We start from the raw sequence: 22,189 nt of genomic DNA on the forward strand, positions 1-22,189 counted from the left end.
GCGAACTTCGCGCAATTCTGCGGAGTTCAGGGCAGGGCAAGGGCAACGGCAGGTCAGGCCAGGGCAGGGCAGGGCAGGGCAGGGCAGGGCAGGGCAGGCCAAGGTCAAGGGCAGGGCCAGGGGCAAGGGCCAAGGGCCAAGGGCGCGGGCGGGGCTGACCGCGGCGGGGGTACCCGGCCCGGAGCGCCGGGCGTATGGTCGGGGGCATGTGCCGGAACATCCACACGCTCCACAACTTTGAGCCGGCCGCGACTTCTGATGAGGTTCATGCGGCAGCGCTGCAGTACGTGCGCAAGATCGCCGGGACGACCAAGCCGTCCAAGGCGAATCAGGATGCCTTCGATCGCGCGGTCCACGAGATCGCCCACGCGACACAGCACCTGCTCGACGACCTCGTCGCCGTCACTCCACCCAAGAACCGTGAGGAAGAGGCGGCGAAGGCTCGCGCGCGGGCCATCGCGTCGGGCCGGTACTCGGTCGCGTAAGGCAGCTCGCGGCATCCGTTTGCCGGCGGGTTCGTCGTCCCGGGGTGTGCAAGGTCCGCAGTGTTGCGCGAAGTCCGCAGGATTCTGGCCCCGGGATGCGGAGTTCGTGCGATTCTGCGGAGTTCGTCGGGCGCCCGACGGTCCGGGGCAGCTGGGGCGCGGCTAGCGTAGGGGCATGTCACTTCCTCCTCTCGTCGAGCCCGTCGATGCGTTGACGGACGCCGAACGCGATCGCACCGCACGTCACCGGAAGCTGTTCGCCATCGGCGACCTTGGCCAGCGGCGCCTCGCGGCAGCGCGCGTTGCCGTCGTGGGTGCCGGAGGCCTTGGATCATCCGTCATCCTGGGCCTTGCGGCGGCCGGTGTGGGAACCATCGGGATCATCGATGACGACGTCGTGGACCTCAGCAATCTCCACCGACAGATCATCCATTCCATTGACACCGTCGGTGACCCCAAGACCGAGAGTGCCGCGACCCGGGCACGCGGTCTCGCGCCCGGCGTGCGCATCATCGAGCATCCGGTGCGCCTGACCGCCGCCAATGCCCGGGAGATCCTCGCGGGCTACGACCTGGTGCTCGACGGGTCCGACACGTTCGAGACCCGCGACGTCGTGGATGCTGCAGCGGCCGAACTTCGACTGCCGGTGGTCTGGGGGAGCGTCCTGGAGTTCTGGTCGCAGGTCACGGTCTTCTGGTCGGCGCCGCCGGCCGGCAACGATCCGGTGCGGCTGAGCGACCTGTTCCCCGCCGGCTCGACGGGTCAGGTCTTCACGTGTGAACAGGTCGGGGTGCTGGCATCGGTCTGCATGCAGACCGGCTCGCTCATGGCCTCGGAGGCGATCAAGCTCATCGTCGGCGAGGGTCGCCCCCTCCTCGGGCGGATCGCCGTCATTGACGCCCTCGCCGGGACGATGCGAGAGCTCGAGGTCCGTTCGGCCGCCAGTACTCACATGCCGATGCCCGCATGAGTTTCACACGCACGGTCGCCGAGCACCGCGACGCGATTCTCGCCTCGACCACCGTCCTGCCGCCCGTTCGCGTTCCCATCACTGACGTCTTGGGCCGAACGACCGCGGAACCCGTCGTCGCGACCCTCGAGATCCCGGCGTTCGAGAACTCCGCAATGGATGGGTACGCCGTCCGGTCGGATGACGGCGCCGGTCCGCGCACCGTCGTCGCCGACATCCCGGCCGGGGTCTTTCCCGACGCCGTGATCGGTGCCGGTAAGGCGGCGCGGATCATGACAGGAGCACCGCTGCCCGCTGGCGCTGATGCGATCGTGCCGCACGAGCAGACCCGTGAGTCATTCCGTGACGTGGCGCCGGGATCCGTCGTGCACCTCGATGCGGAACCCGTAGCGGGTGCCCACATTCGCCGCCGGGGCGATGACGTCTCGGTCGGCGATGTCGTCGTCGCGTCAGCGGAGCGCCTCGGGCCGTTGCAGCGGTCAGCGGCGGCCGCGGCGGGAGCGGCATCCGTTCTCGTGCACCCGGCCCCGCGTGTTGTCGTCATCGCGAGCGGCGACGAACTGGTCGCGCCGGGTGAGCCTGTCGGCCCGGGGCAGATTCCCGAGTCGAACGGTCTGCTCCTGGACGGGCTTGTTCAGGGTGCTGACGCTCTCGTGACCGAGCTGCTGCGCGTCGGCGACGACCCGGCAACCCTGCGGCGGGTGCTCGCCCGCATCGACGCTGACGCCCCTGACGCGATCGTGCTGACGGGCGGGGCCAGCGTCGGCGCCTACGAGGTGGTGCGCGAGGTGCTCGAGCCCACTGGCGTCCAGTTCCTCACCGTCGCGATGCAGCCGGGCAAACCGCAGGGGCATGGCGCTGTGGGCGGCATCCCGGTGTTCTGCCTGCCCGGCAACCCCGTCAGCGTCGCCGTGTCGTTCGAGGCGTTCGTGCGCCCCGCGCTGCTGCGGATGCAGGGGCGTCGCGACCTGCTGCGCCCGGTCGTGCGCCTGCGGGTGTCAGACGGATGGCGCACCCCGCCCGCCCGCGAGCAATTCATGCCCGTCGCGATCGATCGATCTGACCCGGCGGCATGGACAGTGCGCCCCGCGACTGCAGGGGGATCCGGCTCCCACCGCGCCGGCGCGCTCGCGCTCGCTGAGGCATGGGCGGTGATCCCGGCATCCGTCGACGAGGTCGCCGCGGGTGACGTGGTCGATGTCATGCTGGTGCCATGAGCTTCACGCACCTCGACGACTCTGGAAACGCCCGCATGGTGGATGTCACGGGCAAGCAGCCGACGGTGCGGGCGGCATCCGCGCGAGCGTTCGTGACGATGGCATCCGACACCGTCGCGGCGCTACGCGATGGCTCCGTACCGAAGGGCGACGTGCTCGCTGTCGCGCGGATCGCCGGCATCCAGGCCGCCAAGCGCACCCCCGAACTGCTGCCGCTCGCGCATGTCATCGGCGTGCACGGCGTCGTCGTGGACCTCGAGATTGAGGACGACGGGGTCCAGATCACCGCGACCGTGCGCACCGCCGACCGCACCGGGGTCGAGATGGAGGCGCTGACCGCCGTGACCGTCGCGGCCCTGTCGATCGTCGACATGGTCAAGGGCATCGACCGCACCGTGACGATCGCGCAGGCGTGCATCACCGCCAAGGAGGGCGGGCGATCGGGATCATGGACGCGCGAGGTTGAGGATGCCGTCGGCAGCTGAATCGGCCGGTGCCGGACCGATTGCAGGACCAACGGGGTCGGGAACCGGTTCCCGACCGCGGATCGGCGCGATCATCCTGTCGGGGGGACGCGCGCGACGCATGGGCGGGGTCGACAAGACCTCCCTGGGCCTTGCTGGTGCGACCCTGCTCAGCCGCACTGTCGCAGCCGCGCGCGTCGCGTGCGACGGCACGGTCGTGATCGTCGGCGCCCCACCCGAGGAGGGCCAGGGGACCGGCGCGCAGATCACCGAAGCCGGACCGATTGCAGGATCAACGCGGCTTGGAGCGGCCCGGGCGGGTGTGGATACGCCATCCATCCTGCGTTCGGCACCGTCGAGTGCGTCGGGGGTCGTCGTGATGCGCGAGGAACCGCCGGGAGGCGGACCGGTCGCGGCGATCGTCGCGGCGATCGGCCGCGTGGATGCCGACGAGGTCCTGCTACTGGCCGGTGACCTCGCGGAGGGCGATCGTGCCGTCGCGGCTCTTCTCGCGGGGCGCCCCGATGACGCTGCGGGAGCGGACGGCGTCGTGCTCGTGGATGAGGCCGGCCGGCGCCAGTGGCTCTGCGCCCGGATGCGGACGCAGGCGCTCGCCGACGCAGCCGCGCGCCTGACAGAGCCGAGGGGCGCGCGGATGAGCGACCTGTTCGCCGACCTGCGATGTCATGATCTGCCGGATGTCACCGGGGTGACGGCCGATGTCGACACGTGGCAGGATCTGTCCCGTGCCCGGTCTCGAGAGTCAGGAGCCCGCATGAACGACCGCACCCTTCCGCCTGAGGCGCTCGATGAGTGGGCCTCGGTGCTGCGCGACCGCTTCGGGTTGGATGCCGAACAGGTGCCGATCGCGCTCGTTCTCGATCTCGCGAGGGATGTCGCGCATGACGTCGCGCGCCCCGCAGCGCCGCTGAGCGCCTTCATCGCCGGACTCGTTGCCGGCCGTGCCGGCGGAAGCGCGGAGGACACGGCGGCGACGGTCGCCGAGGTCGTCGCGTTGGCGCGCGCTTGGGCCGAGGGCCGTGCTCCCCGGAGCGGCGGTGGCGGAGTCTGATGGCGACGGTTCGCTATTTCGCCGGCGCGGCCGACGCGGCCGGTGCCGAAGAGGAACTCCGCACGGAGGGGACGCTCGACGCCCTGCGCGCCGCCGTCGTCGCCGACCACGAGCGGCTCGGGTTCGTGCTCCCGCGGTGCGCGGTGCTCGTCAACGGAGAGCGCACGGATGCCGATATGCCGCTTTCGGCATCCGATGTCGTCGACATCCTGCCGCCCTTCGCTGGCGGATGAGTCGCGCTCGACATCCCGCGCCCCATCCGATCTTGTCGGTCCGCCCGGCGCGACTGCTCCGCCGAACCCACAGGTCTTGCGCCGACCCCGCGCGTATCTGCGCCTGGAAGGTGTGGGTTCAGCGAGGAATGTGTGGGTGCGCGCAAACTAGGCAGGGGGCGCGAGGCAGGGGGCGCAGGGCAGGGTGCCGGGAGTGTGGGTGCCGGCGTCAGCCGCCGATGGCGCTCATGGGGCGCTGGGGCTGCAGAAATCCTGGGTCGTCGATGCCGTGGCCGGCGCGCTTGCCGGCGATCGAGCGACGCAGGAGCTCGGCGATCGCGTCGTCGTCAGCCGGCGTGTGACCGTCGGTGCCGCGGAGCAGGGGGAGCAGGTCGGATTCCTCGCGGGCGAAGAGGCAGTTGCGCACCTGTCCGTCGGCGGTGAGTCGCACCCGGTCGCAGGCGCCGCAGAACGGCGCGGATACCGAAGCGATGAGTCCGACCGTCGTCGGTCCGCCGTCCACGAGGTAATCCTGCGAGGGTGACGAGCCGCGCTCACCGACCGGCGTCAGCGTGAAGCGCTGCGTGAGCTTGTCGAGAATCTCTCCCGCATCGACCATCTCGGAGCGCGACCAGGTGTGCCCGGCATCCAGCGGCATCTGCTCGATGAACCGCATCTGCGCGCCGTTGTCGACCGCGAATTGCACGAGGTCGACGATCTCGTCGTCGTTGACCCCGCGCATCGGCACGGCGTTGAGCTTGAGTGGCGAGAACCCGGCGCGGCGAGCGGCACGGATGCCGGAGAGGACGTCATCCAGGCGATCGCGGCGTGTCAGCTCGGCGAAGCGGTCGCGCCGCAGCGTGTCGATCGAGACGTTCACTCGCGCAAGACCCGCCTCACGCAGGGGGTCGGCGAGCTCGGGAAGCTTGAGCCCGTTGGTCGTCATCGATACCTCGAGCGGGCCCGCGACGCCCTCGATCTCGGCGACGCGACGGACGACATCCACGATGTCGCGACGCAGGAGCGGCTCGCCGCCGGTTAGCCGCACCTCGACGATCCCGAGGGTTGCGAGCACGCCCGCGACTCGCACGATCTCGTCGGTTGTCAGGATGCTGCTCTTGGCGAGCCACTCGACGCCCTGCTCGGGCATGCAGTAGGTGCAGCGCAGCGAGCATCGGTCGGTGAGCGAGATCCGCAGGTCCCGGTGCACGCGCCCGAACCTGTCGACGAGTTGCCCGCGCGAGCCTGGTGCCGCGTCGTCGCCGGGCGCTGAATCGGCCCCGACGGGTGCCGCGGCGCCGGCAGGGCGCGCGAGCGTCGTCGGCAGCGGAAGGTGGACGACGCTCATGCGTCCAATCCCACCCAGCTCGCGGTGCCGTCGTGCTCGTGCTGACGCTTCCAGATCGGCAGATCGGTCTTGATGCGCTCGATAAGCGCGCGGCACACCTCGAACGCGGGCGCGCGGTGAGCGCTGGAGACGGCGACGACGACGGCGAGATCACCGACGTCGAGCTTTCCGATCCGGTGCGTCACGGCGATGGCGCAGTCGGCATCCGTCTCGTCGAGACACGAGGCAGCGATGTCGCCGAGAATGCGCTCCGCGTCGGGATGCGCCGAATACTCGAGCAGCGTGACAGCACCGCGCGCGCCCGGATCGTGGTCGCGGACCGTGCCCACGAAGGTGGCGATGCCCCCCGCGGTCGGGCCCGATACTGCCGCGATGTGGGCCGCCAGGTCGAGAGGGGCGTCGCTGATTCGCGCGATCCGCACGGCGTTCGCCCGGACACCGGATATAGCTACGGACTCCGACATCAGTGGTCACCGCCCGCGAGCTGGTCGAGGACATGAGGCAGCAGGGGCAGCAGCGTGTCGAGGCCCTCCGCGGCGCCGCGCGTCGATCCGGGGAGGTTGGCGATCACCGCGCCAGGTCCGTCGACGACACCGACGATGCCGCGAGAGAGTGCAGCCATCGGCGTGGATGCCGCCCCCTCGCGTCGCAGCAGCTCGGCAAGCCCCGGCACCTCCCGGTCGATCACGGTCCGCGTCGCTTCGGGGCTGCGGTCGCGCGGCCCTACTCCTGTGCCGCCGGTCGTCACGACCAGGCGCGCACCGGTGTCGATCGCGCGACGGATGCCGTCAGCGACCGATCCTTCGCCGTCAGGCACCACGATGGCCGCGTCGCAGGCGTAGCCGGCCTCGACGAGACGGCTGATCAGGGCCGGACCCGTGGCGTCGGGGCGCTCGCCGGATGCCGCCCGGTCGGATGCCGTCACCACGGCAGCACGCACCGGGCCGTTCGTGGCGCGGCCTTCCGTGGGGGCCGGCGCAGCAGCATCCGTGCCCGCTGTCACGAGGTCGGCCGCCCCGTCGCCGTGTCAGCCCGCTGCTCCGCATCCCGCCGTTCGAGACGGATGACGACGGACTTCGAGGTCGGCGTCCCCGATCCGTCCGCGGTCGAATCCAGGGGCACGAGGACGTTCGTCTCGGGGTAGTACGCCGCCGCGTTGCCGACGGGGGTGTCGTAGTGCACGACGCGGAACTCCTCCGCGCGCCGTTCGGTTCCGTCGGTCCACACCGATACGAGGTCGACGATCTCGCCGTCGGTGACCCCGGCAGCGCCGGCATCCGTCGCGTTGACGAGCACGACGCGGCGCCCGTCACGGATGCCGCGGTACCGGTCGTCCTTGCCGTAGATCGTGGTGTTGTACTGGTCGTGGCTGCGCAGGGTCTGCAACAGCAGGTGACCGGCGGGGATCTTCGGGTACTCGAGGCCGTTCGCCGTGAAGATCGCGCGGCCCGTGACGGTCGTGAATCGGCGCTCGTCGCGCGGACCGTTGGGCAGGAAGAACGTGCGTCCCTTCGCGATGCGGGCCTCGTAGTCCTCGAACCCGGGAATGACGGCTTCGATGTGCGCTCGCGCCGCCGCGTAGTCGGCCTCGATGGCCTTCCAGTCCGCCTGCGGGGCGTTCGGGAGTGCGTTCGGCCCGGCGAACAGTCGCTCGGCGATCCGCGTGACGATCGCCACCTCCGACAGCATGTCGTCGGCCGGGGGCTTCAGCCGGCCGCGGGATGCGTGGACGGCGCCCATCGAGTCCTCGACAGTGACGCGCTGGTCGATTCCGCCGCGGTGGTCGCGGTCGGTGCGCCCGAGGGTCGGCAGGATGACCGCTCGCGTCCCCGTCACGAGGTGCGACCGGTTGAGCTTGGTCGAGACCTCGACGGTGAGGCGGAGGTTTCGCATCGCCGCTTCGGTGACCGCTGTGTCGGGGGTGGCGGAGACGAAGTTGCCGCCCATGCCCATGAAGAAGCGGGCCTTGCCGTCCCGCATCGCCCGGATCGCCTCGACGGTGTCGTACCCGTGCTTGCGGGGAGCCGTGAAGCCGAACTCGGCATCGAGGGCCGCGAGGAACGGCTCGGGCATCTTCTCGTAGATCCCCATGGTGCGGTCACCCTGCACGTTCGAGTGTCCGCGCACGGGGCAGACGCCCGCGCCGGTGCGGCCGACGTTGCCCTGCAGCAGCAGGAGGTTGACGACATCTCGCAGCGTCGCGACCGAGTGCTTGTGCTGGGTCAGGCCCATCGCCCAGCACACGATCGTCGCGGGCGATGCGATCACGAGGTCGCCGATCTCCCGCATCCGTGCCTCGGTGAGCCCCGTCGCGGTCTCGAACTCGCTCCAGGATGCCGCCTGAATGAGGTCGGCATACGCCGCGAAGTCGCTCGTGTGCTGCGTGAGGAAGTCCGCATCCAGGATGCCGGGCTCGCCTGCCTCGAGACGACGTTCGTGCTGCTCGAGCAGGTGCTTGGCCAGCGCCTGGAACAGGGCCTGGTCGCCGCCCATCCGGATCTGTACGAACTCGTCGGCGATCGCGGTGCCGTCACCGATCACGCCGCGCGGGATCTGCGGGTTCTTGAACCGCATGAGCCCCGCCTCCGGCAGGGGTTCACCGCGACGATCGTCGCGCCCTTCATCTTCGCCTTCTCGAGGGCGCTGAGCATGCGGGGGTGGTTGGTGCCCGGGTTCTGTCCCGCCACGATGATGAGGCTCGCGTCGTGGACGTCTTCGATCGACACCGTGCCCTTGCCGATACCGAGCGTCTGGGACAGTGCGACGCCGCTGGACTCGTGGCACATGTTCGAGCAGTCGGGGAGGTTGTTCGTGCCCAGACCCCGCACGAGCAACTGGTAGAGGAACGCTGCCTCGTTCGAGGTGCGACCGGACGTGTAGAAGATCGCCTCGTCGGGGCTGTCGAGTCCGCGCAGCTCGTCGGCGATCAGGTCGAGGGCTTCATCCCAGCTGGCCGGGCGGTAGTGGGTGGCCCCCTCGTCGAGGATCATCGGTTCGACAAGGCGTCCCTGCTGGCCGAGCCAGTAGTCATCGTGTTCCAGAAGGTCGGCGATCGAGTGCTTCGCGAAAAACTCCGGCGTGACGCGCCGGACCGTCGCCTCTTCGGCCACGGCCTTCGCGCCGTTCTCGCAGAATTCGGCGATGTGGCGCTTGTCCTCTTCGGGCCACGCGCATCCTGGGCAGTCGAACCCGTCCTTCTGGTTCACGCGCAGCAGCGCTCGGGCGCTGCGCACGAGACCCATCTGCTCGATCGACATCTCGAGAGCGTGCATCACGGCGGGCACGCCGACCGCTTCGGTCGCGGGCGCCGAGACACGGAGTTTCGACTCGTCGATATCTGCGGTGGGGGCGGACTTGGCCATGGTGGATTCTCCGGGTGGACTCTCCGGCGGGAGCGGCTGATCCTCTCCACGCCGCCGGTCGACGTCGACCTGTTCTCCCGAGACTAACGCCGATTCCTGCATCCGGCCCCGCCCCAGCCGGGTCGCGCCCCGCGAGGTCGGGGCACAATGGAGCGAGAGCGAAGGGGCCAAGATGGCGACAGGAATGGCGCGGCATCGCGTGACCCGCGTGCGGTGGGGCGATGGCGCGGTTGCGGCAACAACGTCGACGCGTGAGGATGTCGTGGCCCGCGAAGAGCCGCTGGAGATCCGGATCGACGGAACGTCGTGGTCGGTGACGATGCGTACGCCCGGCGACGACTTCGATCTCGTGGCCGGGTTCCTGGTCTCCGAAGGGGTGATCGCCGCCCGCGACGAACTCGCCTCGCTGCGCTACTGCGCCGGGTTCGACGAGTTCGGCCGGCGGGAAGAGAACACGTACAACGTCATCGACGCGATCCTCGGCCCCGGCGCTGTGCCGCCCTCGGACGCCCACGCCCGTCACTCGACCACCACGTCTGCCTGCGGTATCTGCGGCACGACCTCCATCGAGGCGGTCAGCAAGCAGTCGAGGTTCGATGTCGCCGGTGACGGCATCCGGGTCGACGCCGACGTCCTCGCAGGCCTGCCCGACGTGCTGCGCAAGAGCCAGGCCCTCTTCGATCGCACCGGAGGCGTCCACGCTGCCGGGCTGTTCACCGCCGAGGGCGAACTGCTGTGCCTGCGGGAGGACGTGGGGCGCCACAACGCCGTCGACAAGATCGTCGGCTGGGCCGTCCGCGAAGACCGCCTGCCGCTGTCGGGAACCGTGCTGCAGGTCTCGGGTCGCGCCTCGTTCGAGCTCGTCCAGAAGGCGCGACTGGCCGGCATCCCGATCCTCGCGGCCGTCAGCGCTCCGTCGTCGCTCGCGGTCGACCTGGCCGCGGCATCCGGGATGACCCTCGTCGGCTTCAGTCGGGGCCAGAGCCTAGCGATCTACACGGGCGCCGACCGGATCGAGGTCGGCCGCGGCGCTCCCGTCGAGGTCGGGTGACACGGATGCCGGTGTCCCGCGCCCGGCGGGAAGCCAAAGTGCGGTGACAGCGGTGGCCACGAGCACGAGCCCGCCCACCAGGATCGCCGGCCGGGCCGCCTCGACGTAGAGGTCGGGGACCAGTTCGCCGCCCGCGCCGAGGAAGATCGCCGTGATCACAGCGGTTCCCAGGGCCAGACCGATCTCGCGCACCGTGGCGTTGACTCCCGAGGCCTTGGCGTGATCGACGATGCCGAGGGTGGCCAGCAGAGCGGTTGCCGACGGGGCGAAGATCAGGCCCATGCCGACGCCGGCGATGATGAACGACGGCACCATGCTCGCGTAGGAGGTGTCGAGATCCATGATCGCGGCGATCCACAGCAGCGCGATCGCCTCCAGCACGAGCCCCGTGACCATGAGGACGCGGGTGCCCACGCGCGGCGCGATGAAGCCCGCGAGAGGAGCGACGATCATCGGAGCGAGGGTCCACGGTGTCGTGCGCACGGCAGCTTCCCAGGGGGTCGCGCCGAGCACGACCTGCATGTACTGGATGAGCAGGAAGATCGCGCCGAAGGTCCCGAAGCTGAATCCGAACCCGGCGACGTTCGTCACGGTGAAGCTGCGGTCGCGGAAGAGGCGCAGCGGGATCAGCGGCGCGGCAGTGCGGGTTTGCCAGAGGACGAAGAGGGCCAGCAGTGCGCCGCCCGCAATGAGTTCGAGGATGATCCCCGCCGATCCCCAGCCGTCGTCGTTGGCGCGGACGATCGCGTGGACGAACAGGATGACGCTCGGGGCGATGAGGAGGCCGCCGACGATGTCGATGGGCAAGCGTGCGCCGCGGTCATTGCGCAGAGCCCACAGCGCGAAGGGGATGGCGAGGATGGCGATGGGAACGTTGAGCCAGAAGATGCTCTGCCAGTTCCAGCCCTCCATGATCGCCCCACCAACCAGGGGGCCGACGGCGACGCCGAGGCCGGAGACGCCGCCCCAGATGCCGATCGCCAGCGGGCGCCGCGCGGGTGCGACCCCGGCGGACAGGAGCGCGAGGGAGAGGGGCATGATGCCCGCTGCGCCGAGGCCTTGCACCGCGCGCGCGGCGATGAGCTGCGACGGGTCGGTGCTGAGGGCGGCGAACACCGAGCCGAGGCCGAAGACCGCGATCCCGATCGCGAAGACCGTGCGGCGGCCGAAGCGGTCGCCCAGGGCCGAGGCGAGCAGGATCGTCCCGGCGAACACGAGCGTGTAGGCGTTGACGAACCACTGGAGCTGTTCGACGCTCGCGCCGAGGTCGCGGTGCAGCACCGGGAGGGCGTTGGTCATCACGAGGTTGTCGAGCGTCGCCATGAACATCGGGACGGATGCCGCGGCAACCACAACCCCGAAGGCCCGGTTCTTCGGGGCGCGGCGTAGGCCGCCGGCGGGGGAAACGGACGGGGCGACGGCGGACATGGCGCACCTGCTCTCGCGGTTGTAATCGGATGATTACTTAGACTGTAGTAATCGACTGATAACATGTCAAGCATGAGTGAGGGCGCGAAACAGCGGAGGATGAGCTCCGACGAACGGCGCACCGAGATTCTGCGCGCTGCCCACGCCGTTTTCGGCGCCCGGGGCTACGAGGGAGCGACCACCGACGAGGTCGCTCGGGCGGCAGGGGTCAGTCAGCCCTACGTGGTGCGCCTGTTCGGGACGAAGGAATCACTCTTCCTCGCGGTCCTCCATGACGCACTCGACCAACTCATGACCGGGTTTCGCGCCACGCTCGCGGCGCCGGAGCACGAGGAACCCGTCGAACAGCGCATGGGCGCGGTCTACCTCGAGCTGCTGAAGGTCCGGGGGCTCCATCAGACGCTGTCGTACGCGTTTCTTCTCGGGGGCATCCGGTCATCGGGCCCGCGGCCCGGGACGGGTTCCTGCAGGTCTGGCGATTCCTTCGGGATGAGGCCGGGTTCGAGGCGGATCAGGCTCAAGAGTTTCTCGCGCAGGGCATGCTCATCAACACCATGATCGGACTGCGCCTGGTCGACGACATCGACGGTGACCGGGCTGCCCGAGAGATCTTCGACACCTGTTTCCCCACGGAGTTGAGTGCCGTACGCCTCGTGGCGCCACACGGTGATGAGCCCTGGTGATGAGTACAGCTGACGAGTACCGCCCGTGACGGTACCGACGGCTCGCGTGGCATCGTCGCACCCCACCGGTAGGCTGGGCCCGTGACCATGGAGATCGAGATCGGCCGCGCTAAGCGCGCTCGCCGCGCGTACTCGTTCGACGACATCGCCGTCGTTCCGTCGCGCCGCACCCGCAACCCCGAGGATGTCTCGACGGCCTGGTCGATCGACGCGTTCCAGTTCGGCATCCCGGTCCTCGGTGCTCCGATGGATTCCGTCGTGAGCCCTCAGACCGCGATCATGCTCGGCCAGCTCGGCGGGCTCGGCGTGCTCGACCTCGAGGGGCTGTGGACCCGGTACGACGACCCCGAGCCGCTCCTGGCCGAGATCGCCTCCCTCGATGAGGCGACAGCCACGTGCCGGATGCAGGAGCTCTACTCCGAGCCGATCAAGCCCGAGCTCGTCCGTGAGCGTCTGCAGCAGATTCGCGACGCCGGTGTCACGGTGGCCGGGTCCCTGACGCCCCAGCGCACCCAGCAGTTGTACGAAACCGTCGTCGCTGCCGGGGTGGATCTGTTCGTCATCCGCGGCACCACCGTCTCGGCAGAGCACGTCTCGAGCGTCGACGAACCGCTGAACCTCAAGAAGTTCATCTACGACCTCGACGTGCCCGTCATCGTCGGTGGGGCAGCGACCTACACGGCAGCCCTTCACCTCATGCGCACGGGCGCGGCGGGCGTTCTCGTCGGCTTCGGCGGCGGGGCGGCGTCAACCACGCGCGGTGTGCTCGGCATCCACGCCCCGATGGCCACGGCCGTCGCCGACGTCGCCGGTGCGCGCCGCGACTACCTCGACGAGTCGGGCGGCCGCTATGTCCACGTGATCGCCGACGGTGGCGTCGGAACCTCCGGCGACATCGTCAAGGCGCTCGCAATGGGAGCCGATGCCGTCATGCTCGGCGTCTCTCTGGCGCGGGCGACTGACGCTCCGGGGCGCGGCTACCACTGGGGGCCCGAAGCTCACCATCCGAAGCTCCCGCGCGGGCGCCGGGTGAAGGTCGACCAGGTGACGAACCTCGAGTCCGTGCTCTACGGGCCGGCGCCGGTCGCTGACGGCACCGCGAACCTCATCGGGGCACTGAAGAAGTCGATGGCCACGACCGGGTACTCCGATCTCAAGGAGTTCCAGCGCGTCGAGGTGGTCGTCGCGCCGTACACGGGCGGATGACAGACCAAACCGACTTTCCCCCAACCCTGCGGGAGGTCATGCTCCGACCCCGTTGGATCGGGGTTCTGCTGCTCGCGCTCGTTGTTGCTGGCGTGTTCGCGTGGCTCGGCCAGTGGCAGCTCGCCCGGGCGATCGACACCGATCCGCTTCCGCCGGGTGTCACCGAACAGGTCCGCCCCCTTGCGGAAGTCGCCGGAGCGGGCGAGTACCTTCCCGAGCCGCTCGTCGGCCAGCGCGTCGAGGTAGCCGGCACGTGGGTGCCGGGCGACTTCCTGATCGTTTCCTCCCGCTTCAACGACGACGTCGAGGGGTATTGGGTCACCGGTCAGCTGCGGCTTGCCGACGCGGCGGCCCCGACATCCGTCGCCGTCGCCGCTGGCTGGGCTCCGACGCTGACGGATGCCGAATCCGCTGCCCTCGCCCTGGAGGAAGCCGCTGCGGCGGGAGATGAGGTCACCGTCGTCGGCCGGCTGATTTCCGACGAGGGCCCGGTGCCGCCGCCGCGCGGGGAGCCCCCCTTCACGATGACGCGGATGTCGCCGGCGGCCCTGCTCGCCCAGTGGCATGACACCGCGGGCCTGGACGTCTACCGCAGTTACATCGCCGCGCAGTCGGCGCCGGCGGGTCTCGTCGATATCGCCTCGCCGGCGCCGGATGCCGGTTCCACCGTGAACTGGCTCAACATCTTCTACGCCGCCGAGTGGGTGGTCTTCGCCGGCTTCGCCTTCTACTTCTGGTACCGCCTCGCCAAGGACGCGTGGGAGAAAGAGGTCGAAGAGTTCGAGGATGCCGTCGCTGCCGCATCCGTGGCGGGAAGCGCGCCCGCGGCCGGCGACTAGAATGGGGCCATGCCCCGCGAGCCGAAACCGTCGTCTTTTCCGGCCATTCGCGGAGCTCTGACCTTCTACCAGGTCGCCTCGATCATCACGGGCGTGATGCTGCTGCTGTTGCTCGCGGAGATGATCCTCAAGTATTCGCCGCTGCACACTGAGCTGTTCGCCGGCGGATCGGGTGGATTCCTCTGGTTCGCTCCGGTCCTCGTCGGTCCGGGATGCGAGTGGTATTCGCTGTTCGTCCCCGGAGGTCTGGGCTGCGACCTCGAATCGGCAGGCGACGGCGTCAACGTATCGCTGTCGATCCTCGTCGGTCACGGCTGGTTCTACGTCGTCTACCTGTTCGCGTGCTTCCGTGTGTGGAGCCTCATGCGGTGGCGTTTCCCCCGCTTCATCACCCTCGCGCTCGGCGGCATCGTGCCCTTCCTCTCCTTCTTCATGGAGGCGCGCGTCGCCCGTGAGGTCAAGGGGTATCTTGCCTCGCGTGAGACCGAGAGCCACGATCTCGCCGACCACTCAACGCTGCCCCGTCAGAACCCGACCGCATCCTAAGAACGCTCCCGACCCACGCTCCTGACCCCCGTAGGCACCGACCGAAAGCACCCGGTGACAGAACAGACCGAAACCTCGCAGCGACCCGTCCTCGTCGTCGACTTCGGCGCGCAGTATGCCCAGCTCATCGCCCGCCGCGTGCGCGAAGCAGGCGTGTACAGCGAGCTGGTTCCGCACACCGCGAGCGCCGCCGAGATTGCGGCGAAGAATCCGATCGGCATCATCCTCTCGGGCGGCCCCTCGTCGGTGTACGAGCCCGGTGCGCCGACGCTCGATCCTGGCGTGTTCGATCTGAACGTGCCGACGCTGGGCATCTGTTACGGCTTCCAGGTGATGGCGCAGGCGCTCGGCGGCGTCGTCGCGAACACCGGTCTGCGCGAGTACGGGGCGACGGATGCCAGCATCATTCGCGACGAGAGCGTGTTGTTCGACGGTCAGCCCGCCGAGCAGAATGTGTGGATGAGCCACGGCGACCAGGTCTCGGAGGCGCCCGCCGGGTTCGATGTGCTCGCCCGGACTGGCGCGACCCCGGTCGCCGCGTTCGGCAGCGACGCGCGCCGCATGTACGGTGTGCAGTGGCATCCGGAGGTCAAGCACTCCGACCACGGCCAGCGGATCATCGAGAACTTCTTGCACAAGGCAGCGGGGCTTGCCGCCGACTGGAACAGCGGGAACGTCATCGCCGAGCAGGTCGAGCGGATTCGCGCGCAGGTCGGTTCGGGTCGGGTGCTCTCGGCCCTGTCGGGCGGAGTCGATTCTGCCGTCTCGACAGCCCTCGTCCACAAGGCCGTCGGTGATCAGCTGATCGCGGTGTTCGTCGACCACGGACTGCTGCGCAAGGGCGAGCGCGAGCAGGTCGAGCAGGACTACGTCGCCTCGACCGGGGTGCGCCTCGTGACCGTCGACGCGCGCCACACCTTCCTTGAGGCGCTTGCCGGGGTGAGCGACCCGGAGGAGAAGCGCAAGATCATCGGCCGCGAGTTCATCCGCGCGTTCGAGCGGGTGCAGCGTGAACTCGTCGATGAGGCCAAGGCCGACGGTGAGCCCATCCGGTTCCTCGTGCAGGGGACCCTCTACCCGGATGTCGTCGAGTCGGGCGGCGGCGCGGGAACGGCGAACATCAAGAGCCACCACAACGTGGGCGGGCTTCCCGAAGACCTGCAGTTCGAGCTCGTCGAGCCGCTGCGCACCCTCTTCAAGGATGAGGTGCGTGCGATCGGCCGTGAACTCGGTCTTCCCGAGGTCATCGTGGGCCGCCAGCCCTTTCCGGGGCCGGGCCTCGGCATCCGCATCGTGGGTGAGGTTACCGCTGACCGACTCGAGATTCTGCGTGATGCCGACGCCATCGCCCGCGAAGAGCTGACGAAGGCGGGCCTGGATGCCGAGATCTGGCAGTGCCCCGTCGTCCTCCTCGCCGACGTCAGATCGGTCGGCGTTCAGGGCGACGGGCGCACGTATGGGCATCCGATCGTGCTGCGCCCCGTCTCGAGCGAGGACGCGATGACCGCGGACTGGACGCGGCTGCCCTACGACGTGCTCTCGCGTATCTCGAACCGCATCACGAACGAGGTGCGTGAGGTCAACCGTGTCGTGCTCGACGTCACCTCCAAGCCCCCGGGGACTATCGAGTGGGAGTGACGCGGAGCGGCGCTCACACTCGTATGGGCACTGTGTGGCACTCGACCCCGGGGACGATCGAGTGGGAGTGAAGCGAAGCGGTGCTCACACTCGTATGAGCGCAGCGTGGCACTCGACCGCGGGAGCGGGCGAGTGGGAGTAGATCCCGACGCGGCGGTCAGGCTGCCGCCGGCGCGCTATCTCGTTCTCGCGTCGCGGCTCGTGCCCGACCTCGACGGCGGGTTCACGATCTCGGTGCTGCGTCGAGCCCTTGACATGGCCGCCGCGGGCGCCGACGTCACGCTCCTGACGGTCGACCCCGGTGAGACCGCCGATCACGACGCCCACCGAGCCGAGTGGGTGCGGCGGGGGCTCCTGGGCAGCGCGGCGGGCCTGCGCAATCTCTTCGACGATGCCCGGTCCGATCCATCGTGGCTGTACCGCGCCGCCATTCCGGGCCCCGCGCCGGCATCGCCGTGGCCTACGCGGGCGATCACCGACGACGGTGGAGCTACCGTGCTCGAGCTCCCGATCGTGAGCGGTAACGCCGCGTGGCATCTGACGGATGCGCCGGTGCGCGTCTACGACGGCGGCGCGATGATCGGATGGTTGCCCGGTTTCGGGGGGCTCTACCGCGCGTGGCTGAATGCCCTCGGCGCCGAACCCGGGGACGACGCCTCTGACGGGCACAGCGCTCCGGTCGTCGTGCTGTGCGAGGCACGGCAGATCGGTGAGACGCTGGTCGCCGCAGGTGAACCGGCGCTTGATGCGGGCATCCGCGTGCTGCATACAACGCACGCCTGCCACGTCCTCTCGCCGTTCCGGTGGGATTCGCCGATGGATGCCGCGTGGGAGCGGTGGTTCGAGGTCGCCGACCGATTCGACGGTGTGCTGTGGCTGACATCCTCGCAGCGCGACGATGTCGAGCGCCGGTTCGGTGAGAGTCGGCTGCGCTCGTTCGTCGTGCCGCATCCTGCTCCTGCCGTGTCGGCATCCACGGATCCGGTCGCTGGCCGCATCGTCATCCTGAACTCACTGATTCCCCGCAAACGCGTCGATCACGTGCTGCGCGCGCTTCCCGCGGTGCGAGCCGCGGTGCCCGCCGCGCACCTGCGCGTGTACGGCGACGGCGCTGCCCTCGGTGAGCTTCGCGCGCTGGCGGCCGAGCTCGGTATCGACGATGCCGTCGCGTGGACAGGCCACGTCGCCGATCCGGCGACACAGGCCTGGGCATCCGCCGACGTTCTCGTGCTCGCGAGCACGAACGAAGGTCAACCCCTCGTCGTGCTCGAGGCGCTCGCAGCGGGGGTTCCCGTCGTTGCGTACGACATGCCGTATGGGCCGCGCGACACCCTCGCGCGCGGTGGCGGGGTGCTTGTTGACGATGGCGATGTGGACGCTCTGGCTGCCGCGCTCATCGACGTGCTCTCGGATCGGGAGCGTCGCGCCGAGCTCGCCGCCGAGGGGCGAGCTGCCGCCGCCCGCATGGACGCTGCAGCATCCATGCGGGCCCTGGGGGATGCTGTCCGTGCCGCCCTGGCGTCTCCCGCGCCGCGCTGACCGCCGCCACTCTCGCCTGCCGAGGACGCGAGTCGCAACGGCGCATGTGTCGGCCGACACCCCGCGCGTCGATCCGAGGATGCGGCGCGCCGCGACATCCGTGCGCCGTTGCGACGTGCGCTGTTGCGACGGTGGCCGTTGCGACGATGGCGCCACAGGTCGACGGATGCAGAAGGGCCGCCCGACTCCGAGGAGTGGGCGGCCCTTCTGGGGATCAGCGCGTCAGTTGCTGCCGCGGAGGATCGCGAGAATGCGCAGGATCTCGATGTAGAGCCACACGACGGTGACCATGATGCCGAAGGCACCGAGCCACGCGTACTGACGCGGGGCGCCGTTACGCACGCCCTGCTGGATCGAGTCGAAGTCGAGCACGAGCGAGTACGCCGCCATGATGACTACCAGCACGCCGATGACAAGGCCGAGCGGGAGCCAGCCGAACAGCTGCACGCTGTAGAGGCCGAACGGTCCGCCGCTGTCGGGCCCGTTGAACGCACCGAACATCATCATGATGACGTTCACGAGCGAGAACACCAGGTAGCCGATCATCGCGACCATGAAGATCTTCGTGGCCTTCTTCGAGGCCCGGACCTTTCCGCTCGCGAACAGGGCGAGGGTGACACCAACCACGGCCAGAGTTCCGATGGTTGCCTGCAAGACGATGCCGGACCAGATGAACTCGAAGAACGCCGAGATGGAACCGACAAACAGACCCTCGAAGGCCGCGTAGCCCCAGATCAGTGCGGGGCGAATCTTCTTACGCGACGTGAAGATCACGACCATCGCGAGCACGAAACCGCCGAGCGCACCGATGAGCCACGGCGCCATCGACGGCATGCTGGTCGGGTCGGTCGGGTTGACCGTCGCCATCGACCACATCCAGCCGACGACAGCGGTCACCAGCAGGATCGCGAACAGGCCGATCGTCTTGATGACGGTGTCTTCGACCGTCATCCGCCCGGTCTCGATCGCGCCTGCCGACGGAGCCGCGTAGGCGCCCTCAAGCCGGGCGTTGACGGCGGCGTCCGTCGCGGCAGCCTGAGCCGATGCGCTCTGCGTCTGCGTTCCGAAGCCGCCCTGGCCGCTCGTCGGGAAAGCACGGCCCGCGCCCTGCTCCTGGAACGCGGGGTTGTTGAATGCGGGGTTGTTTCCAGCCGCCACGAGTTCTCACACTCCAAAGTTCGTGAAAAACAGCCGTCTGCTGTTGATCAAGGCTATCGGACGGGCGTGCTCGAATGACCCGAGGGCGCTGTGAAGCCGCTATGAACGAGTAGCCTGGCGGCGTGACCCGGCCCCTCATCATCGGCCACCGCGGAGCGCCCGGCTACCGTCCCGAACACACGCGGAGCTCGTATGAGCTCGCGATCCAGATGGGCGTGGATGCCGTCGAACCCGACGTCGTGGTCTCGCGCGACGGCGTGCTCGTCATCCGTCACGAGAACGAGCTGTCCACGACGACGGATGTCGCTGACCGACCGGAGTTCGCGGATCGGCGCACCACGAGGCGGATCGACGGGCTCGAGCACGTCGGGTGGTTCACCGAGGACTTCACGTGGGATGAGTTGGCGAGGCTTCGCTGCCGGGAGCGGATCCCGGGCATCCGTCCGGACAGCGCGGCCTTCGATGACGAGGAGCCGCCGCTGCGGCTGCGGGATCTGCTCGTGCTGCTCGACGAGCATCGCGCTGGCGGGCGCGACGTCATCCCGGTCGTCGAGATCAAGCACGCCACCTATTTCGCGTCCCAGGGCTGGGACCTCGCTGCCCTCCTCGACGACGAGCTGCGCGCGGCGGGATGGCGGGGGCGCCGCGTGGTGATCGAGTCGTTCGAGCTCACCGTGCTGCGGCAGCTGCGCGCCCGGGTCGCGCGGGCCGACCTGGTGTTCCTCCTCGAGATGGAGGGCGCTCCGGTGGACCAGGTCGCCGTCCTGGGATCGGACGCGCGCGGCTACGCCGACTGGCTGAGGCCCGACGGGGTGGAGCTCCTGGCGGCAGAGGTCCACGGGATCAGCCTCGATAAGACCGTCGTCCTCGCTCCCGATGCAGACGGTCGTGCCACCGGCCCGGCTGCGGTCGTGGCCCAGGCTCAGGAGCGCGGGCTCGCCGTCTTCGCGTGGACGTGTCGGCCCGAGAACGCGTTCCTCATTCCGGAGTTTCGGACCGGAGGCCTCGCCGAGTACGGCAACTGGCGGGGCGAGTGGGGGGTGCTGCGCCGCGCCGGACTCGACGGTGTATTCGTCGACCACCCCGATCTGGGGGTCGCGTACTTCGCGTGATTGCTTGACACCCCGTACCTCACCGGGCACGGTTGAGGCAGGGGTGACCTCAATGGACCAGACAACCCGCGGCGGACATGGTCGTCCGGCAGTCATTGACACGCGCAGCCGTGGGCATGAGGCTGCGGGCTCGCCGGTGACGTTGCGGACCCAGCCGTGGACTCAGCTGGCGTTGCTGGCTGCAGCCGTCGGGGTGGTCGTCGCTGCCCATGCGTTCGGAGCCGACATGTTCACGTCGAGCGCCGTCATCGGACTGGGCATCATCGTCGGCGGTGCGGTCGTGATCGTGATCCTGGCTCGGATCCGGCCGCGGGAACACACCGCCTGGGTTGCGGTGATCCCGCTCAGCGACTTGGTCGGGATCCCAATCATTCGCAACGCAGCGGTCGAGCTCGTCGACGGCGTCGGGTTCATGATGGTGTTCCCGTTGGTCTGGCTCGGCGCGGCGTTCCCCCTGCCCGCGATCGCGCTGGGGATCGTGCTCGCGGGGGCGATACCGCTGTCCCCGGCGCTCATCGCCGGACGCGCGCCCGGCTCGGCCCCGGAATGGATCGCCTTCGGGTCTTCTTCGCGTTCGCAGCGCTGATCGCATTGTCGGCCTTCGTCACGTCGCATCAGCTGCGACGCGAGGTGTCGCATCGTCACGCTGCGCTCGCGGCCTCGCGGGAGGCATCCGAGGCCCGGGAGCGGCTATCCGCGATCTTCCAGGCGGTATCCGAGGCGACAAAGGATGCCGTCATCGTGTTCGACCCGGACGGCCGAGTGCTCACCGCAAACGGATTAGCCCATCGCCTGGCGCGGCGAGCGGGAGTCGCCCTCGAGGGCTCGTCCTTCTCGCGGGGCCGGTGGGTGTACTCGGCGGATCGGCGGACGCCGTTGCTGCTGTCCCGCGACGCGATCTCGGATCTTGCGCGCAGACCCGGCGTTCGTGCGCGGATCGCCTGGTTGGGCGAGCGTGACCAGGTAGCCGTCAGTTACTCCGCGCATCCGATCGCTCACGACGGCGAATCGCTCGGATACGTGCTGATCGCCCACGACGTCACAGATCTCGTCGAGGCGATTGAGGTGCGGGACCGCTTCCTGGACTCGGTGAGTCACGAACTGCGCACGCCGCTGACAGTTCTCATGGGCGAGACGGAGCTCGCCCAGATGGAGGACGTGTCCGCGAAGGTCGCCTCACGCCTCGAGCGTGTGGATCAGGCAGCCCAGCGGCTCTTCGCCACCGTGGAGCATCTGCTGTCCGCATACCGCACGGCGGTGCGCGCGCTTCCGCAGACGACGAGCGTTGCGCTGACCGTCGGGGATGTCGTGGAGCGGGAAGCGGCCCTCGCGCGGGAGCGCGACGTGCGCGTGCGGTTCGCTGACCACGGCGTCGGCACCGCGAGCGTGGATGCCCGGAGCCTCAGGGCGATCCTCGACGAACTCCTCCGCAACGCTGTCCTCTATTCGCCGCCCGGTGCCACGGTGTCGATCGACACGCGGCGCGATCAGGACCGGCCGGTCGTCGAGATCACCGACGGTGGAGCCGGGATGAGCGAGACCGAGCGCCGCCGCGCCTTCGACCGCTTCTATCGCACCGACTTCGCCCGTGAACACGCCATTCCAGGGGTGGGGCTCGGACTGTCGATCGCGCAGAGCCTCGCGGAGGGAAACGACGTCTCGATCGAGCTGGAGCCGGCGCCGGAGGGAGGCACCCGTGCGCGCGTGTGTCTGCCACCGGCGCTGCGTCCCGGGGAGGAGGCGGCCTGACCGATGGCGGGTTCGCCGGCGCCCCGTCCATGGATCCGGCGTCGAGTCCGGTACTGCGGCGTCACCACACGCGCAGCAGTCCTTGACAGATCCATGCCTGGCCGACAGGG

The 22,189-nt window shown here is 69.3% G+C and carries 22 protein-coding genes and 1 pseudogene; 17 read left to right on the forward strand and 6 right to left on the reverse strand.

Translation table 11 applies throughout. From position 1 onward, the window contains the following. Positions 1-206: 206 nt before the first annotated feature. The 6 genes from IT882_RS02800 to IT882_RS02825 all read left to right on the forward strand — a co-directional run bounded on the left by IT882_RS02800 (position 207) and on the right by IT882_RS02825 (position 4,441). Entirely contained in the window at positions 207-485 is a 279-nt protein-coding gene (locus IT882_RS02800; protein ID WP_195693077.1) for a DUF2277 domain-containing protein, read from the forward strand. A 175-nt stretch (positions 486-660) separates the two neighbouring features. Next, a complete protein-coding gene (locus IT882_RS02805) occupies positions 661-1,455 on the forward strand; it encodes a HesA/MoeB/ThiF family protein (RefSeq protein WP_195693078.1) in 795 nt (264 codons plus the stop codon). Beyond that, the gene (glp, locus tag IT882_RS02810; RefSeq protein ID WP_195693079.1) at positions 1,452-2,672 is read left to right on the forward strand and encodes a gephyrin-like molybdotransferase Glp; all 1,221 of its coding nucleotides are present in this window, start codon (positions 1,452-1,454) and stop codon (positions 2,670-2,672) included. Before IT882_RS02805 ends, glp begins: the two co-directional genes overlap by 4 nt. Continuing rightward, complete coding sequence (moaC, locus tag IT882_RS02815) at positions 2,669-3,157, forward strand: cyclic pyranopterin monophosphate synthase MoaC (protein ID WP_195693080.1); 489 nt, start codon at positions 2,669-2,671, stop codon at positions 3,155-3,157. Before glp ends, moaC begins: the two co-directional genes overlap by 4 nt. Further along, positions 3,141-4,208 (forward strand): DUF6457 domain-containing protein, encoded by a 1,068-nt coding sequence (locus IT882_RS02820; protein ID WP_267490538.1) that lies wholly within the window; start codon positions 3,141-3,143, stop codon positions 4,206-4,208. The genes moaC and IT882_RS02820 overlap by 17 nt, the downstream gene beginning before the upstream one ends. Then, complete coding sequence (locus IT882_RS02825; protein WP_195693082.1) at positions 4,208-4,441, forward strand: MoaD/ThiS family protein; 234 nt, start codon at positions 4,208-4,210, stop codon at positions 4,439-4,441. The genes IT882_RS02820 and IT882_RS02825 overlap by 1 nt, the downstream gene beginning before the upstream one ends. A 208-nt stretch (positions 4,442-4,649) precedes the next feature. Here IT882_RS02825 and moaA read toward each other — a convergent pair whose 3' ends face one another. The 4 genes and pseudogenes from moaA to IT882_RS02845 all read right to left on the reverse strand — a co-directional run bounded on the left by moaA (position 4,650) and on the right by IT882_RS02845 (position 9,130). Further along, a complete protein-coding gene (gene moaA / locus IT882_RS02830) occupies positions 4,650-5,768 on the reverse strand; it encodes a GTP 3',8-cyclase MoaA (RefSeq protein ID WP_195693083.1) in 1,119 nt (372 codons plus the stop codon). Next, positions 5,765-6,232: a molybdenum cofactor biosynthesis protein MoaE gene (locus tag IT882_RS02835; RefSeq protein ID WP_195693084.1), complete on the reverse strand. Its 468-nt coding sequence runs from the start codon at positions 6,230-6,232 to the stop codon at positions 5,765-5,767. Before IT882_RS02835 ends, moaA begins: the two co-directional genes overlap by 4 nt. Next, complete coding sequence (locus tag IT882_RS02840) at positions 6,232-6,771, reverse strand: MogA/MoaB family molybdenum cofactor biosynthesis protein (protein WP_324253914.1); 540 nt, start codon at positions 6,769-6,771, stop codon at positions 6,232-6,234. Before IT882_RS02840 ends, IT882_RS02835 begins: the two co-directional genes overlap by 1 nt. Continuing rightward, positions 6,768-9,130: pseudogene (locus IT882_RS02845) on the reverse strand (FdhF/YdeP family oxidoreductase). The gene IT882_RS02840 and the pseudogene IT882_RS02845 overlap by 4 nt, the downstream one beginning before the upstream one ends. Before the next feature lie 172 nt (positions 9,131-9,302). Here IT882_RS02845 and fdhD point away from each other — a divergent pair. Beyond that, positions 9,303-10,181, forward strand: a complete 879-nt coding sequence (fdhD, locus tag IT882_RS02850) for a formate dehydrogenase accessory sulfurtransferase FdhD (RefSeq protein WP_195693085.1) — start codon at positions 9,303-9,305, stop codon at positions 10,179-10,181. On the opposite strand, the gene IT882_RS02855 is transcribed toward fdhD, so the two are convergent. Continuing rightward, positions 10,116-11,609, reverse strand: a complete 1,494-nt coding sequence (locus tag IT882_RS02855) for a DHA2 family efflux MFS transporter permease subunit (protein WP_195693086.1) — start codon at positions 11,607-11,609, stop codon at positions 10,116-10,118. The two genes, fdhD and IT882_RS02855, sit on opposite strands and share 66 nt — an antisense overlap. Before the next feature lie 99 nt (positions 11,610-11,708). Between IT882_RS02855 and IT882_RS02860 the strand changes: the two genes are divergently transcribed. The 7 genes from IT882_RS02860 to IT882_RS02890 all read left to right on the forward strand — a co-directional run bounded on the left by IT882_RS02860 (position 11,709) and on the right by IT882_RS02890 (position 18,060). Further along, entirely contained in the window at positions 11,709-12,167 is a 459-nt protein-coding gene (locus IT882_RS02860; RefSeq protein ID WP_195693087.1) for a TetR/AcrR family transcriptional regulator, read from the forward strand. Then, positions 12,149-12,292 carry a hypothetical protein gene (locus IT882_RS02865; protein WP_195693088.1) on the forward strand — a complete coding sequence of 48 codons (144 nt, stop codon included), beginning with the start codon at positions 12,149-12,151 and terminating at the stop codon, positions 12,290-12,292. The genes IT882_RS02860 and IT882_RS02865 overlap by 19 nt, the downstream gene beginning before the upstream one ends. Positions 12,293-12,379: 87 nt before the next feature. Continuing rightward, positions 12,380-13,498 carry a GuaB3 family IMP dehydrogenase-related protein gene (locus tag IT882_RS02870; protein WP_195694034.1) on the forward strand — a complete coding sequence of 373 codons (1,119 nt, stop codon included), beginning with the start codon at positions 12,380-12,382 and terminating at the stop codon, positions 13,496-13,498. 38 nt (positions 13,499-13,536) lie between these two features. Continuing rightward, complete coding sequence (locus IT882_RS02875) at positions 13,537-14,337, forward strand: SURF1 family protein (RefSeq protein ID WP_195693089.1); 801 nt, start codon at positions 13,537-13,539, stop codon at positions 14,335-14,337. Positions 14,338-14,346: 9 nt separating this feature from the next. After that, positions 14,347-14,883 carry a DUF3817 domain-containing protein gene (locus IT882_RS02880; protein ID WP_195693090.1) on the forward strand — a complete coding sequence of 179 codons (537 nt, stop codon included), beginning with the start codon at positions 14,347-14,349 and terminating at the stop codon, positions 14,881-14,883. Between the two features lie 54 nt (positions 14,884-14,937). Beyond that, positions 14,938-16,521 (forward strand): glutamine-hydrolyzing GMP synthase, encoded by a 1,584-nt coding sequence (gene guaA, locus IT882_RS02885; RefSeq protein WP_195693091.1) that lies wholly within the window; start codon positions 14,938-14,940, stop codon positions 16,519-16,521. Between the two features lie 132 nt (positions 16,522-16,653). Further along, a complete protein-coding gene (locus IT882_RS02890) occupies positions 16,654-18,060 on the forward strand; it encodes a glycosyltransferase family 4 protein (protein ID WP_229382265.1) in 1,407 nt (468 codons plus the stop codon). Between the two features lie 222 nt (positions 18,061-18,282). On the opposite strand, the gene IT882_RS02895 is transcribed toward IT882_RS02890, so the two are convergent. Continuing rightward, entirely contained in the window at positions 18,283-19,218 is a 936-nt protein-coding gene (locus IT882_RS02895) for a Bax inhibitor-1/YccA family membrane protein (protein WP_195693092.1), read from the reverse strand. A 122-nt stretch (positions 19,219-19,340) separates the two neighbouring features. On the opposite strand from IT882_RS02895, the gene IT882_RS02900 reads away from it, so the two are divergent. Genes IT882_RS02900 through IT882_RS02910 form a run of 3 tightly spaced genes read left to right on the forward strand, consistent with a single transcriptional unit; the run spans position 19,341 to position 22,079 of the window. Beyond that, positions 19,341-20,330 (forward strand): glycerophosphodiester phosphodiesterase family protein, encoded by a 990-nt coding sequence (locus IT882_RS02900; RefSeq protein WP_195693093.1) that lies wholly within the window; start codon positions 19,341-19,343, stop codon positions 20,328-20,330. Positions 20,331-20,382: 52 nt separating this feature from the next. After that, positions 20,383-20,916: a hypothetical protein gene (locus tag IT882_RS02905; protein ID WP_195693094.1), complete on the forward strand. Its 534-nt coding sequence runs from the start codon at positions 20,383-20,385 to the stop codon at positions 20,914-20,916. Then, the gene (locus IT882_RS02910) at positions 20,877-22,079 is read left to right on the forward strand and encodes a PAS domain-containing sensor histidine kinase (RefSeq protein ID WP_195693095.1); all 1,203 of its coding nucleotides are present in this window, start codon (positions 20,877-20,879) and stop codon (positions 22,077-22,079) included. The genes IT882_RS02905 and IT882_RS02910 overlap by 40 nt, the downstream gene beginning before the upstream one ends. The last annotated feature ends 110 nt before the right edge of the window (positions 22,080-22,189 follow it).

Origin of the sequence: Microbacterium schleiferi, from assembly GCF_015565955.1 — a bacterium.
Lineage (GTDB): Bacteria > Actinomycetota > Actinomycetes > Actinomycetales > Microbacteriaceae > Microbacterium > Microbacterium schleiferi_A.

Excerpts from the sequence above, each read along its gene's own strand:
- IT882_RS02800 (WP_195693077.1), top strand. The coding sequence starts at position 207 with ATGTGCCGGAACATCCACACGCTCCACAACTTTGAGCCGGCCGCGACT.
- IT882_RS02820 (WP_267490538.1), top strand. The coding sequence starts at position 3,141 with ATGCCGTCGGCAGCTGAATCGGCCGGTGCCGGACCGATTGCAGGACCA.
- IT882_RS02835 (WP_195693084.1), bottom strand. The coding sequence starts at position 6,232 with ATGTCGGAGTCCGTAGCTATATCCGGTGTCCGGGCGAACGCCGTGCGG.
- IT882_RS02860 (WP_195693087.1), top strand. The coding sequence starts at position 11,709 with ATGAGCTCCGACGAACGGCGCACCGAGATTCTGCGCGCTGCCCACGCC.
- moaA (WP_195693083.1), bottom strand. The coding sequence starts at position 5,768 with ATGAGCGTCGTCCACCTTCCGCTGCCGACGACGCTCGCGCGCCCTGCC.
- IT882_RS02905 (WP_195693094.1), top strand. The coding sequence starts at position 20,383 with ATGGACCAGACAACCCGCGGCGGACATGGTCGTCCGGCAGTCATTGAC.
- IT882_RS02805 (WP_195693078.1), top strand. The coding sequence starts at position 661 with ATGTCACTTCCTCCTCTCGTCGAGCCCGTCGATGCGTTGACGGACGCC.
- IT882_RS02910 (WP_195693095.1), top strand. The coding sequence starts at position 20,877 with ATGGATCGCCTTCGGGTCTTCTTCGCGTTCGCAGCGCTGATCGCATTG.
- IT882_RS02880 (WP_195693090.1), top strand. The coding sequence starts at position 14,347 with ATGCCCCGCGAGCCGAAACCGTCGTCTTTTCCGGCCATTCGCGGAGCT.
- IT882_RS02855 (WP_195693086.1), bottom strand. The coding sequence starts at position 11,609 with ATGTCCGCCGTCGCCCCGTCCGTTTCCCCCGCCGGCGGCCTACGCCGC.
- IT882_RS02875 (WP_195693089.1), top strand. The coding sequence starts at position 13,537 with ATGCTCCGACCCCGTTGGATCGGGGTTCTGCTGCTCGCGCTCGTTGTT.
- IT882_RS02870 (WP_195694034.1), top strand. The coding sequence starts at position 12,380 with ATGGAGATCGAGATCGGCCGCGCTAAGCGCGCTCGCCGCGCGTACTCG.
- moaC (WP_195693080.1), top strand. The coding sequence starts at position 2,669 with ATGAGCTTCACGCACCTCGACGACTCTGGAAACGCCCGCATGGTGGAT.
- IT882_RS02825 (WP_195693082.1), top strand. The coding sequence starts at position 4,208 with ATGGCGACGGTTCGCTATTTCGCCGGCGCGGCCGACGCGGCCGGTGCC.
- IT882_RS02865 (WP_195693088.1), top strand. The coding sequence starts at position 12,149 with ATGCTCATCAACACCATGATCGGACTGCGCCTGGTCGACGACATCGAC.
- glp (WP_195693079.1), top strand. The coding sequence starts at position 1,452 with ATGAGTTTCACACGCACGGTCGCCGAGCACCGCGACGCGATTCTCGCC.
- fdhD (WP_195693085.1), top strand. The coding sequence starts at position 9,303 with ATGGCGACAGGAATGGCGCGGCATCGCGTGACCCGCGTGCGGTGGGGC.